At 69.3% G+C, this 12,365-nt stretch carries 11 protein-coding genes; 2 read left to right on the top strand and 9 right to left on the bottom strand.

The window, feature by feature from the left end; all coding sequences use genetic code 11:
* Positions 1-367: 367 nt before the first annotated feature.
* The 3 genes from ACGFZK_RS23500 to thyX all read right to left on the bottom strand — a co-directional run bounded on the left by ACGFZK_RS23500 (position 368) and on the right by thyX (position 4,029).
* Positions 368-2,053: a ribonuclease J gene (locus ACGFZK_RS23500; protein WP_393850810.1), complete on the bottom strand. Its 1,686-nt coding sequence runs from the start codon at positions 2,051-2,053 to the stop codon at positions 368-370.
* Between the two features lie 135 nt (positions 2,054-2,188).
* On the bottom strand, positions 2,189-3,088 hold the full coding sequence (gene dapA / locus ACGFZK_RS23495; protein WP_393850809.1) for a 4-hydroxy-tetrahydrodipicolinate synthase: 900 nt from the start codon (positions 3,086-3,088) through the stop codon (positions 2,189-2,191).
* Positions 3,089-3,288: 200 nt separating this feature from the next.
* A complete protein-coding gene (gene thyX / locus ACGFZK_RS23490; RefSeq protein WP_393850808.1) occupies positions 3,289-4,029 on the bottom strand; it encodes an FAD-dependent thymidylate synthase in 741 nt (246 codons plus the stop codon).
* A 235-nt stretch (positions 4,030-4,264) separates the two neighbouring features.
* Between thyX and ACGFZK_RS23485 the strand changes: the two genes are divergently transcribed.
* Positions 4,265-4,504, top strand: a complete 240-nt coding sequence (locus tag ACGFZK_RS23485; protein ID WP_393850807.1) for a hypothetical protein — start codon at positions 4,265-4,267, stop codon at positions 4,502-4,504.
* Positions 4,505-4,552: 48 nt separating this feature from the next.
* Positions 4,553-5,119, top strand: coding sequence for a hypothetical protein (locus ACGFZK_RS23480; RefSeq protein ID WP_393850806.1), 567 nt, complete (start codon positions 4,553-4,555; stop codon positions 5,117-5,119).
* A gap of 69 nt (positions 5,120-5,188) precedes the next feature.
* On the opposite strand, the gene ACGFZK_RS23475 is transcribed toward ACGFZK_RS23480, so the two are convergent.
* From ACGFZK_RS23475 to eccD, 6 genes are all read right to left on the bottom strand, one after another.
* Entirely contained in the window at positions 5,189-5,641 is a 453-nt protein-coding gene (locus ACGFZK_RS23475; RefSeq protein ID WP_393850805.1) for a hypothetical protein, read from the bottom strand.
* Between the two features lie 16 nt (positions 5,642-5,657).
* Complete coding sequence (gene dapB, locus ACGFZK_RS23470; protein WP_393850804.1) at positions 5,658-6,410, bottom strand: 4-hydroxy-tetrahydrodipicolinate reductase; 753 nt, start codon at positions 6,408-6,410, stop codon at positions 5,658-5,660.
* Between the two features lie 42 nt (positions 6,411-6,452).
* Entirely contained in the window at positions 6,453-7,832 is a 1,380-nt protein-coding gene (locus tag ACGFZK_RS23465) for a M16 family metallopeptidase (protein WP_393850803.1), read from the bottom strand.
* Positions 7,829-10,051 carry a polyribonucleotide nucleotidyltransferase gene (locus tag ACGFZK_RS23460; RefSeq protein ID WP_393850819.1) on the bottom strand — a complete coding sequence of 741 codons (2,223 nt, stop codon included), beginning with the start codon at positions 10,049-10,051 and terminating at the stop codon, positions 7,829-7,831. Before ACGFZK_RS23460 ends, ACGFZK_RS23465 begins: the two co-directional genes overlap by 4 nt.
* A 303-nt stretch (positions 10,052-10,354) precedes the next feature.
* A complete protein-coding gene (gene rpsO / locus ACGFZK_RS23455; RefSeq protein ID WP_030011220.1) occupies positions 10,355-10,642 on the bottom strand; it encodes a 30S ribosomal protein S15 in 288 nt (95 codons plus the stop codon).
* 185 nt (positions 10,643-10,827) lie between these two features.
* Complete coding sequence (gene eccD, locus ACGFZK_RS23450; RefSeq protein WP_393850802.1) at positions 10,828-12,348, bottom strand: type VII secretion integral membrane protein EccD; 1,521 nt, start codon at positions 12,346-12,348, stop codon at positions 10,828-10,830.
* Positions 12,349-12,365 lie beyond the last annotated feature (17 nt).

Genomic DNA, 12,365 nt, shown 5'->3' with positions numbered 1-12,365 from the left:
TTCCTCCGGGCTTTCGTTCTGTTCTTGCGTTTCCGACTCTATCAGACTCTTTCGTGTCCGACTTCCTCGGTGCTTTCCAGGTATTCGCTTTCGCGCTTCTCTTTCCGGCGGTTCCAACCTTACCAGACCATTTCCGCGTCGATTCCGACTGGGATTTGAATTGGTGGCCGTTGGAGGGCCTTTCCCTTTCGGGCGGATCAGACTTTATCAGGTCTCCCCGGGTCTTGATTCCCACCCGCTCGCATGACTCGTCCGGACACGCGTGTGTGCCCGGGTGTCGTGCGAGGTGGAGAGGTAAACGTACTGGAGCGGGGCCCCCGGATGCAAATCCGGTTGCCCCGCTCCCGTGCGGTCGCTACGGCGAGGGTCAGACCTCGACGACGACCGGGAGGATCATCGGGCGGCGGCGGTAGCCGTCCGAGACCCACTTGCCCATCGTGCGGCGGATGAGCTGCTGGATCTGGTGCGGCTCGGCCACCCCGTCGGCCGCGGCGCGGGCGATGGATTCCTCGATCTTCGGGATGATCGCGGAGAAGGCCGAGTCGTCGATGCCGGAGCCGCGCGCCTGGATGTTCGGGCCGCTCACGACCTTGCCGCTGGAGCTGTCCACCACGACGTAGACCGAGATGATGCCCTCGTCGCCGAGGATCCGGCGGTCCTTGAGCGAGGCCTCCGTGACGTCGCCGACCGAGAGGCCGTCCACGTACACGTAGCCGGCCTGGACCTTGCCGGAGATCCGGGCCTTGCCGTCGATCAGGTCGACGACCACGCCGTCCTCGGCGATGACGATGCGGTCCTTCGGGACGCCCGTCATGGCACCGAGCTCGGCGTTGGCGCGCAGGTGGCGCCATTCGCCGTGGACCGGCATCAGGTTCCGCGGCTTGCAGATGTTGTAGAAGTACAGCAGCTCGCCGGCCGAGGCGTGGCCGGAGACGTGCACCTTGGCGTTGCCCTTGTGCACGACGTTGGCGCCCCAGCGGGTCAGGCCGTTGATCACGCGGTAGACCGCGTTCTCGTTGCCCGGGATCAGCGACGACGCCAGGATCACGGTGTCGCCGGGGACGATCCGGATCTGGTGATCGCGGTTGGCCATCCGGGACAGGGCCGCCATCGGCTCGCCCTGCGAACCCGTGCAGACCAGCACGACCTCGTCGTCCGGCAGGTCGTCGAGGGTCTTGACGTCGACGACGAGACCGGCCGGGACCTTCAGGTAGCCCAGGTCACGGGCGATGCCCATGTTGCGGACCATCGAGCGGCCGACGAAGGCGACCCGGCGGTCGTACTCGTGGGCGGCGTCGAGGATCTGCTGGATGCGGTGCACGTGGCTGGCGAAGGACGCCACGATGATCCGCTTCTGGGCACCCGCGAAGACGCCGCGGATGGCGTTGGAGATGTCGCGCTCGGGCGGGACGAAGCCCGGGACCTCGGCGTTCGTGGAGTCGGAGAGAAGGAGGTCGATGCCCTCTTCACTCAGACGCGCGAAGGCGTGCAGGTCGGTGAGGCGGTTGTCCAGCGGGAGCTGGTCCATCTTGAAGTCGCCGGTGGCCACGACCATGCCGGCGCCGGTACGGATGGCCACGGCCAAGGCGTCCGGGATGGAGTGGTTGACCGCGATGAACTCGCAGTCGAAGGGGCCGAGGCTCTCGCGCTCGCCTTCCTTCACCTCGAGGGTGTAGGGGCGGATGCGGTGCTCCTGGAGCTTCGCCTCGATGAGGGCCAGCGTCAGCTTGGAGCCGATCAGCGGGATGTCCGCCTTCTCCCGGAGGAGGAAGGGGACGGCGCCGATGTGGTCCTCGTGGCCGTGCGTGAGGACGATGCCGTCGATGTCGTCGAGGCGGTCCCGGATGGACGAGAAGTCCGGCAGGATCAGGTCGATGCCCGGCTGCTCCTCCTCGGGGAAGAGGACGCCGCAGTCGACGATCAGCAGACGGCCGTCGTACTCGAAGACGGTCATGTTGCGGCCGATCTCGCCGAGACCACCCAGAGGGGTGACTCTGAGGCCGCCCTTGGGCAGCTTCGGCGGCGGACCGAGTTCCGGATGCGGATGGCTCAAAAGTGTCTCCTCACCACACGCGCCACGTACCCGGAAGGCACGTGGCGCGCATGTCATTCGTGCACTTGCTGTTGTCTGTTCCGTATTTGTTTGTCCGTGCTTATTCAGTTGTGAAGTCTGTAGTGAAGCCCGTTGTCAGAGCTGTACCCCGCCGGCGGCAAGGTCGATCTTGAGCTGGGCCGTCTCTTCGGCGGTCAGCTCGATCAGCGGGAGTCGCAGCGGGCCCGCGGGCAGGCCCTGCAGGTTCAGCGCGCCCTTGGTGGTCATTACACCCTGAGTGCGGAACATGCCGGTGAAGACCGGGAGCAGCTTCTGGTGGATCTCGGCCGCCTTCTGGACGTCTCCGTCCAGGTGGGCCTCGAGCATGGTGCGCAGCTCGGGGGTGACCACGTGGCCGACCACGGAGACGAATCCGACCGCGCCGATCGACAGGAGCGGCAGGTTCAGCATGTCGTCGCCCGAGTACCAGGCCAGTCCGCTCTGCGCGATGGCCCAGCCGGCCTTGCCGAGGTCGCCCTTGGCGTCCTTGTTGGCAACGATACGGGGGTGCTCGGCCAGTCGTACCAGGGTTTCGGTGTCGATCGGGACACCACTGCGGCCGGGGATGTCGTAGAGCATGACCGGCAGCTCGGTGGCGTCGGCGATCGCCGTGAAGTGCCGGAAGAGGCCTTCCTGCGGCGGCTTGCTGTAGTACGGGGTGACGGCGAGCAGGCCGTGGGCGCCGGTGCGCTCGGCCTGGCGGGCCAGCTCGAGCGTGTGGCGGGTGTCGTTGGTGCCGATGCCGGCGACCACGTGGGCGCGGTCTCCGACGGCTTCGAGTACGGCTCGTACGAGGTCGTTTTTCTCCGCGTCGGTGGTGGTCGGCGACTCGCCGGTGGTGCCGTTGATGATCAGGCCGTCGTTGCCTGCGTCCACCAGGTGGACGGCGAGCTGCTGCGCGCCGTCGAGGTCGAGTGCGCCATCCGCCGTAAACGGCGTGATCATGGCGGTGAGGACCCGCCCGAAGGGGGTCTGCGGAGTCGAGATCGGAGCCATGGGTAACACGCTACTCGCTGCCATGCTCGCGGTGTCCCCTCGGGGGACGTCAACAGGGTGTTGGACGCCGGCACTGCCTGCTCGGGGGTTCAAGCAGTGCCGGGTCCGTTTGATCAGCCTAGATGAAGTTTACGAAACGTCGCAATACGGACACTTAGGACTTGACGCCGTACATCTGTACGCCGCAGGTGTACCGGCCCTTACGGGGCAACGCGACCGTTGCCGTTGTAGGCCGCGTACGTCAGCGGCATGAGCTGCGCCCAGTGCCGCTCCATCTTCTCGCCGACCATCTCGATCTCCCGCTGCGGGAAGGACGGGACGGCCGCGAGCTCGTGCTGCGTACGGAGACCGAGGAAGTGCATCAGCGAGCGCGCGTTGCAGGTGGCGTACATCGAGGAGAAAAGACCGACCGGCAGGACCGAACGGGCCACTTCCCGGGCCACGCCCGCCGCGAGCATCTCCCGGTAGGCCTCGTAGGCCCGCACGTAGGAGTCCTCCATGACGCGGCCGGTCAGCTCCTGCTGCGCCTGGGTGCCCTCGATGAAGACGTACTTGCCCGGGCGGCCCTCCTGGACCAGCTTGCGCTCGGCGTCCGGGACGTAGAAGACCGGCTCGAGCTCCCTGTAGCGGCCCGATTCCTCGTTGTACGACCAGCCCACGCGGTGCCGCATGAACTCGCGGAAGACGAAGATCGGGGCACTGATGAAGAAGGTCATCGAGTTGTGCTCGAAGGGGCTGCCGTGGCGGTCGCGCATCAGATAGTTGATGAGACCCTTCGAGCGCTCCGGGTCCTTCTGCAGCTCCTCCAGCGACTGCTCGCCGGCCGTGGAGACGCGAGCGGCCCACAGGACGTCGGAATCGGCGGCGGAGTGCTTCACCAGCTCCACCGTCACGTCACTGCGGAAGCTGGGTTTCAGATCTGAAGCGGCGGTTTCGCTCACCGGGGGTCCTTCCAAACGTGCGTCCTGGGGCGCGCCCACTCTACGGCGCCGCTCGCGGGCACCGTGCCGACGGACGCGGAGCGAGGGGGCGGCGCCGGGGCCGCGGGGAGCGCCGCACAGCTGACGCACAGCCATGAATTTTTCCTAATGTCCCGAAATCCGGCACGGATTGAGCCGCTCGCACGTCATACGTAGGAGAACGCACACCCCGTCCACCTCGAGGAGATTCGCTCTGATGTTCCTCCGGCGCGAACCCGTTCCGTTCGCCTTCGTCTCCGAGGCCGACCGTTTCCGAAGCAACGTCACTCCACCGCCGCGCGAGCGCCTGGGCCGGACCCAGTTGGCCGCCCGTACTCTGGTCGGACTGACCGTGGTTGCGGGGCTCGCGGGCGCACTGCTCTTCGGCATGCCAGCACTGCAGCCGAGCAAGGGACCGGAGAAGTCGCAGCAGTCGGAGGCGTCCCAGGGGCGGTAGCCTCACGGGCACAGCCCAACCGAACGTGCATGTGAGTGAGGTCCAGCCGTGCCCCTGCCCTTCCTGACGGCCGACGGCGTATCCGATGTGGATGACGACGGCGACGGCGACGAGATCCTGGCCCATGCCGACCAGGACCGCTGGCGCCGGCCCTACCGGCCCGGGCCCTGGCGCGTGGGCATCGGCGCGCTCCTGCTCCTGCTGTCGGCCTTCATGCTGCTGGCCACGATGATCGTCGCCTTCGCGGGCGGCTGGGGCGGAGCCCTGGTCTGCCTGATCGCCGCCCTCGCGGTCGTCGGTTCCGCGGTGCAGACCCTGCGCGTCGGCGTGTGGGTGAGCCCCGCGGGGCTGCGCCGGGTGGGGTTCTTCGTGACCCGCACCCACGCCTGGAACGAGATCGGCGAGCTCCGTACGGTGCAGCAGCCGGTGCGCTGGCTCGGACTGCCGAGGACCGTTCAGGGGCAGGCGCTGACCATGTCCGGGCCGGACGGCGCGGAGCCGCCGGTGCTGCTGACCGACCACAACGCCGACTTCCTGTCGCGGAGCGAGGCCTTCGACCGGGCCGTCGACACGGTGGATGCCTGGGCCGAGGAGTACCGGCCCGTGACCGCCTGACCCCGGCCCCTGCGGCCCCCGGGTCGCGAGGTACCGCCGAGAACACACCACGGGAAGCCCGTGCAGGGATCAGACCCGTACGGGCTTCGCGTCGTGCAGGGCGATCGCCCGCTGCATGGCCTTGCGCGCCCGCGGGGTGTCCCGGGCGTCGTGATAGGCGACGGCGAGCCGGAACCAGCTGCGCCAGTCCCCCGGCGCGTCCTCGGTCTCGGCCCTGCGGCGCGCGAAGACCTCGTCGGCGGAGTCCCGCAGGATCCGCCCGTACGTGTCCCGCTCCAGCTCGTCCACGGGCAGTCCGCCCTCCGCCTCCAGCTCGGTCGCGAGGAGGTTGGCCCGGGTGACGAACCGGGTGTTCTGCCAGAGGAACCAGACACCGATGACCGGCAGGATCAGCACGGCCACCCCGAAGGTGACGGTGAGCCAGGTGCCGTGCTGGATCAGCATCAGGCCCCGGCTGCCGGCCAGGACGAAGTAGACCACCAGGACGGCGGCCGTGAGGAAGTACGTGATCTTCGCGCGCATCGTGAAATCAGCCCAGTCAGCCCAGGTCGAGGAAGTGTTCCAGGCCGAAGGTGAGGCCCGGGGTCTGCGTCACTCGGCGCGCACCGAGCAGGATGCCCGGCATGAAGCTGCTGTGGTGCAGCGAGTCGTGACGGATGGTCAGGGTCTCGCCCTCGCCGCCGAGGAGCACCTCCTGGTGGGCCAGCAGGCCCCGCAGACGGACGGCGTGCACCGGGACGCCGTCGACGTCCGCGCCGCGCGCCCCGTCGAGGGCGGTGGCGGTGGCGTCGGGCTGGGCGCCGAGGCCGGCCTCGGCGCGGGCGGCCGCGATGAGCTGCGCCGTACGGGTCGCCGTACCGGAGGGGGCGTCGACCTTGTTGGGGTGGTGCAGCTCGACGACCTCGACGGACTCGAAGTAGCGGGCGGCCTGGGCCGCGAACTTCATGGTGAGGACGGCGCCGATGGAGAAGTTCGGGGCGATGAGCACACCGGTCTCCGGCGAGCCGGCGAGCCAGGTGTCGAGCTGGGCGAGGCGGTCCTCGGTCCAGCCGGTGGTACCGACCACTCCGTGGATGCCGTGGCGGATGAGGAAGTCCAGGTTCCCCATCACCGACGCAGGGGTGGTCAGCTCGATCGCGACCTGGGCGCCGGCCTCGGCCAGCGTCTCCAGCTTGTCGCCGCGGCCGAGCGCCGCGACCAGTTCCATGTCCTCGGCGGCCTCGACCGCCTTGACCGCCTCGGCGCCGATGCGGCCCTGGGCTCCGAGGACCGCCACGCGCAGCTTGCTCATGCTTACGTCCTTAAATAAACACAGACTTGGTTGCCGTACGGATTAGGCGACCGCTTCGTCGAGACGGGCGGCCTGCTTCTCCTTCAGCGGGCCTATCACCGCGAGCGAGGGCCGCTGGGCCAGTACATCCTGTGCGACCGAACGGACGTCGTCCGGGGTCACGGCCGCGATCCGGGCCAGCATGTCGTCGACCGACATCTGGTCGCCCCAGCACAGCTCGCTCTTGCCGATGCGGTTCATGATCGCGCCGGTGTCCTCCAGGCCGAGGACGGTCGACCCGGAGAGCTGGCCGATGGCCCGCCTGATCTCCTCGTCGGTCAGTCCCTCGGTTGCGACCTTGTCGAGCTCGTCGCGGCAGATCCGGAGCACGTCGTGCACCTGGTTGGGGCGGCAGCCGGCGTACACGCCGAAGAGGCCGGTGTCGGCGAAGCCCGAGGTGTACGAGTACACGCTGTAGGCCAGGCCGCGCTTCTCCCGGACCTCCTGGAAGAGACGGGAGGACATGCCACCGCCGAGGGCGGTGTTCAGTACGCCGAGGGCCCAGCGGCGGTCGTCGGTGCGGGCGAGACCGGGCATGCCGAGGACCACGTGGGCCTGCTCGGTCTTGCGGTTCACCAGGTCGACGCGGCCGGCGGTGCGGATGCGCTTGGCGCCGGTGCGCGGGCCGATCGGTTCGGCGTCGGTGCGGGTCAGCGCGCCGGCGTTCTCGAAGGCGGCGCGGACCTGGCGTACGACCTTGTTGTGGTCGACGTTGCCGGCGGCGGCCACGACCAGGTGCGTCGGGTCGTAGTGCTTCTTGTAGAAGCGGCGGATCCGGTCGGCGCCGAGGGCGTTGATCGTGTCGACGGTGCCGAGGACCGGGCGCCCCAGGGGGGTGTCGCCGTACATGGTCTGCGCGAACAGGTCGTGCACCACGTCGCCCGGGTCGTCCTCGGTCATCGCGATCTCTTCGAGGATGACCCCGCGCTCGGCGTCGACGTCCTCCTCGCGGATCAGCGAGCCGGTGAGCATGTCGCAGACCACGTCGATGGCCAGCGGCAGGTCGGTGTCGAGCACCCGGGCGTAGTAGCAGGTGTACTCCTTCGCCGTGAAGGCGTTCATCTCGCCGCCGACCGCGTCGATCGCGGAGGAGATGTCGAGGGCGCTGCGCTTGTGCGTGCCCTTGAAGAGGAGGTGCTCCAGGTAGTGCGTGGCGCCGTTGAGCGTGGGCGTCTCGTCACGGGAGCCGACGTGCGCCCAGATGCCGAAGGTGGCGGAGCGGACGGAGGGCAGCGTCTCGGTGACGATGCGCAGTCCGCCGGGCAGGACCGTGCGCCGGACGGTGCCGATGCCGTTGCTGCCCTTGAGGAGGGTTTGGGTACGGGCGACGGCCCGCCCCTCCGAAGAGGGGCGGGCCGTCACACGGGAACTACGCGACATCACTTGTCGGAGTCGTCCTTGTCAGCGTCGTCACCGGCGGCCTCGCCGTCGATCACGGGGATCAGGGAGAGCTTGCCGCGCTGGTCGATCTCGGCGATCTCCACCTGGACCTTGGTGCCGACCGCGAGCACGTCCTCGACGTTCTCCACGCGCTTGCCACCGGCGAGCTTGCGGATCTGCGAGATGTGCAGCAGGCCGTCCTTGCCGGGCATGAGGGAGACGAAGGCACCGAAGGTGGTGGTCTTGACGACCGTACCCAGGTACCGCTCGCCGACCTCCGGCATGGTCGGGTTGGCGATGGCGTTGATCGTGGCGCGGGCGGCCTCGGCGGCCGGACCGTCGGAGGCACCGATGTAGATGGTGCCGTCGTCCTCGATCGTGATCTCGGCGCCGGTGTCCTCCTGGATCTGGTTGATCATCTTGCCCTTGGGCCCGATGACCTCACCGATCTTGTCCACCGGGATCTTGACGGTGATGATCCGGGGGGCGAACGGGGACATGGCGTCCGGCGTGTCGATCGCTTCCATCATCACGTCGAGGATGTGGAGGCGGGCGTCGCGGGCCTGCTTGAGGGCGGCGGCCAGGACGGAGGCCGGGATGCCGTCGAGCTTGGTGTCCAGCTGGAGCGCGGTGACGAACTCCTTGGTGCCGGCGACCTTGAAGTCCATGTCGCCGAAGGCGTCCTCCGCACCGAGGATGTCGGTGAGGGCGACGTAGTGGGTCTTGCCGTCGATCTCCTGGGAGATCAGGCCCATGGCGATGCCGGCGACGGGGGCCTTGAGGGGCACACCGGCGTTCAGCAGCGACATGGTGGAGGCGCAGACCGAGCCCATGGACGTCGAACCGTTGGAGCCGAGGGCCTCGGACACCTGACGGATCGCGTAGGGGAACTCCTCGCGGGTCGGGAGGACCGGCACGATCGCACGCTCGGCGAGCGCGCCGTGGCCGATCTCGCGGCGCTTCGGCGAACCGACGCGGCCGGTCTCGCCGACGGAGTACGGCGGGAAGTTGTAGTTGTGCATGTAGCGCTTGCGGGTCACCGGGGAGAGGGTGTCCAGCTGCTGCTCCATGCGGAGCATGTTGAGGGTGGTGACGCCCAGGATCTGGGTCTCGCCACGCTCGAACAGCGCCGAGCCGTGCACGCGCGGGATGGCCTCGACCTCGGCGGCGAGGGTACGGATGTCCGTGATCCCGCGGCCGTCGATGCGGACCTTGTCCTTGATGACGCGCTCGCGGACCAGGGCCTTGGTCAGGCTGCGGTACGCGGCGGAGATCTCCTTCTCGCGGCCTTCGAAGGCCGGGAGGAGCTTCTCGGCGGCGATCTCCTTGACGCGGTCCAGCTCGGCCTCGCGGTCCTGCTTGCCCGCGATGGTCAGCGCCTGGGAGAGCTCGCCCTTGACGGCGGCCGAGAGGGCCTCGTACACGTCGTCCTGGTAGTCCAGGAAGACCGGGAACTCGCCCTCGGGCTTGGCGGCCTTGGCGGCCAGGTCGGCCTGGGCCTTGCAGAGGACCTTGATGAACGGCTTCGCGGCGTCGAGACCCGCGGCGACGATCTCCTCGGTCGGCGCCTCGGCGCCGCCCTTGACGAGGGCGATGGTCTTCTCGGTGGCCTCGGCCTCGACCATCATGATCGCGACGTCGCCGTCCTCCAGGGCGCGGCCCGCGACGACCATGTCGAAGACGGCGTCCTCGAGCTCGGTGTGCGTCGGGAAGGCCACCCACTGGCCGCGGATCAGCGCGACGCGGACGCCGCCGATCGGGCCGGAGAAGGGCAGGCCGGCCAGCTGGGTGGACGCGGACGCGGCGTTGATCGCGATGACGTCGTACAGGTGGTCCGGGTTGAGCGCCATGATCGTGGCGACGACCTGGATCTCGTTGCGCAGGCCCTTCTTGAAGGACGGGCGCAGCGGGCGGTCGATCAGGCGGCAGGTGAGGATCGCGTCCTCGGAGGGGCGGCCCTCACGGCGGAAGAAGGAGCCGGGGATCTTGCCGGCCGCGTACTGCCGCTCCTCGACGTCCACCGTCAGGGGGAAGAAGTCGAGCTGGTCCTTGGGCTTCTTCGACGCGGTGGTGGCGGACAGCACCATCGTGTCGTCGTCCAGGTAGGCAACGGCGGAGCCGGCGGCCTGGCGGGCCAGACGGCCCGTCTCGAAGCGGATGGTGCGGGTGCCGAAGGAGCCGTTGTCAATGACGGCCTCGGCGTAGTGGGTCTCGTTCTCCACTAGTGTCTTCTCCATTTTCGTCGTCTCCGTCCGCTGCCCGTGTGGCGGCGGACGGTGCGGAGAAGCGCGCCTGGCCTGGGGGCCGGTCTTCGATCGAAGCATCCGGTTCGGTGCCCGCTGGGGCATTCCGGGTGCCACTACCGAGGACCGGCGGCGTAGGGAGGGCGCTCCTCCTCTTCAGTTGTGCCCGTCTCGTCGGACGGGCGCGTGCGTCGATTCCAGACTACAAAGGGTCCGGTCCGTCCCGCACGTACAGCAAAGGGAGCGGCCCCCGGATGTGGGAACCGCTCCCTTCACGGCGTCTTACTTGGCGCCGGCCGCACCGCGGCGGATGCCGAGGCGCTCGACCAGCGTACGGAAGCGCTGGATGTCCTTCTTGGCCAGGTACTGCAGCAGGCGGCGACGCTGGCCGACCAGGATCAGCAGACCACGACGGGAGTGGTGGTCGTGCTTGTGCGTCTTGAGGTGCTCGGTCAGGTCCGAGATGCGGCGGGAGAGCATCGCAACCTGGACCTCGGGGGAGCCGGTGTCGCCCTCCTTGGCACCGAACTCGGTGATGATCTGCTTCTTCGTAGCGGCGTCGAGCGGCACGCGTACTCCTCGTTATAGGTCTTCGTTGCCACCGAGTGCCCCAGGTCTGAGTCTCTGGGGAGCTTCCGTTACTCGGGAGGCGGGGTCCGCTGAGCGCAGTCCACAGATCCTCTTGCCGAGGAGTCCGGGGGACGCGTACACAAACGGCCGTCACACAGCGTACCAGGCTGCCGGGCCCCGGCGTCTCAGCTGGTGAGAGCGCGGGCCCGGGAGTAAACGTCCAGCACGGCCAGGGTCAGGGGGACCAGGCTGAGCAGGACCGCCGCCTCGGTGAGGTCGAGCAGCCTTCCCCAGAAGGGTGACAGACCCTTGCGCGGGATGACAAGCGCAATTCCGGCGAGGAGGGCCGCGCCGGCCGCGACGGCGGCGGTCAGCCAGATCGTACGGAGGTCCAGGCCGCTGCTGTCGTGCTCCAGGACGAGGGCCTCGAGCAGATCGGTCGGCGGGTGCAGGGCCATGCCCAGGATCAGCAGCGCGATGGCGGCGAGGCCCGCGGTCAGGGCGCAGACCACCTGGGAGGTGTAACGGAAGAGGCGGGCGCGCAGCAGCATGGCGAGGCCGGTGGCCAGGGCCAGCAGGCGGCCCCAGGTGTTGTCGGAGAAACCGAGGACGGCGGAGGCTCCGACGGCGACCGCGGCGCAGCCGCCGACCAGGCCGAGGAGCATCTCGTGGCCGCGGCGGGCCTGGGCGGCGATGGCCTCGGCGTCGAGCGGGGTGCTGCCCGGCTCGTGCTGGTCGGAGCCGGGCTGCTCACCGTACGGCTCGGTCTCGTAGCGGTCCGGGGTCTCCGCATAGTCGGTGTACTCGTCCGTGGCGCTCTGCGGGGCGGCGTAGCCGATGGGCAGCCGGGCGAAGCGGGCGGAGAGGCCGGGGAGGAAGGCGACGAGGCCGATGGCCACGGGGGCGCAGACGGCGGCGGTGTAGGTGGCGGAGGCCTCCGTGACGATGGCCGCGAAGGTGGCGAGGGTTCCGGTGACGGCCACGAACGTGGCCGCGACGAAGGGGGCGTCGCCGCTGGGGGTGAGTGCGACCAGGGCGACGGAGGCGATCAGGGCGCAGACGCAGCCGAGCAGGAACTGGAGGCGGCCGGGGCCCTGGCCGACGGCCGGGGCGATGATCCCGGAGCCGGCGATCATCAGGTGCGGGAGGGCGCCGAGGCCGAGCGCGACGGCGGAGAGGCGGTCGCGGTAGACGCGGGCGCGCACTCCGGCCACGGCGGTGAGCAGCACGCCGACGGCGCCCGCGATGATCCCGGGCAGGCCGTGCATGTCGTGGCGCAGCGGATCGGCGTACCAGAGGACGAAGCCCAGCATCACGATCAGCAGGGCGGCGCCGGCCAGGCCCGCGCCGCGCAGCATGTCGTCGCTCCAGCGGTGCCGGTCGCGGACGACGGCGGAGGCGACGGCGTCGGACACGTCGTCGAACACCGCGGGCGGCAGGGACTCGGCGAAGGGGCGCAGGCTCAGCACTTCGCCGTCGAGGACCTGCTGGGCGGCGAGCGTGCGGGCGCCGTCGAGGACGGTGCCGGAACGGCGGACGAGGTGGAAGCCGGTCGGGGCGCCGACGGGCTGCGTCTGGCCGGTGAGGCGCAGCAGCTCGGGGTAGACGTCGGCGACGGCGATGTCCTCGGGGAGGGCGACGTCGATACGACTGTCGGGGGCCACGACGGTGACCCTGCAGAAACCCGTCGTCCCGGCCGTACTCACCTGTGTGACCCCCCTGG

The organism is Streptomyces sp. NPDC048257, from assembly GCF_043201855.1.
Lineage (GTDB): Bacteria > Actinomycetota > Actinomycetes > Streptomycetales > Streptomycetaceae > Streptomyces.
The sequence above is the reverse complement of the archived record's forward strand: the minus strand, read 5'-3'. Positions and strand labels throughout refer to the sequence as shown.

What these genes read in the sequence shown, in the direction of transcription:
- dapB (WP_393850804.1), bottom strand. Translation starts at nt 6,410, where the DNA reads ATGAGCAAGCTGCGCGTGGCGGTCCTCGGAGCCCAGGGCCGCATCGGC.
- dapA (WP_393850809.1), bottom strand. Translation starts at nt 3,088, where the DNA reads ATGGCTCCGATCTCGACTCCGCAGACCCCCTTCGGGCGGGTCCTCACC.
- ACGFZK_RS23485 (WP_393850807.1), top strand. Translation starts at nt 4,265, where the DNA reads ATGTTCCTCCGGCGCGAACCCGTTCCGTTCGCCTTCGTCTCCGAGGCC.
- ACGFZK_RS23475 (WP_393850805.1), bottom strand. Translation starts at nt 5,641, where the DNA reads ATGCGCGCGAAGATCACGTACTTCCTCACGGCCGCCGTCCTGGTGGTC.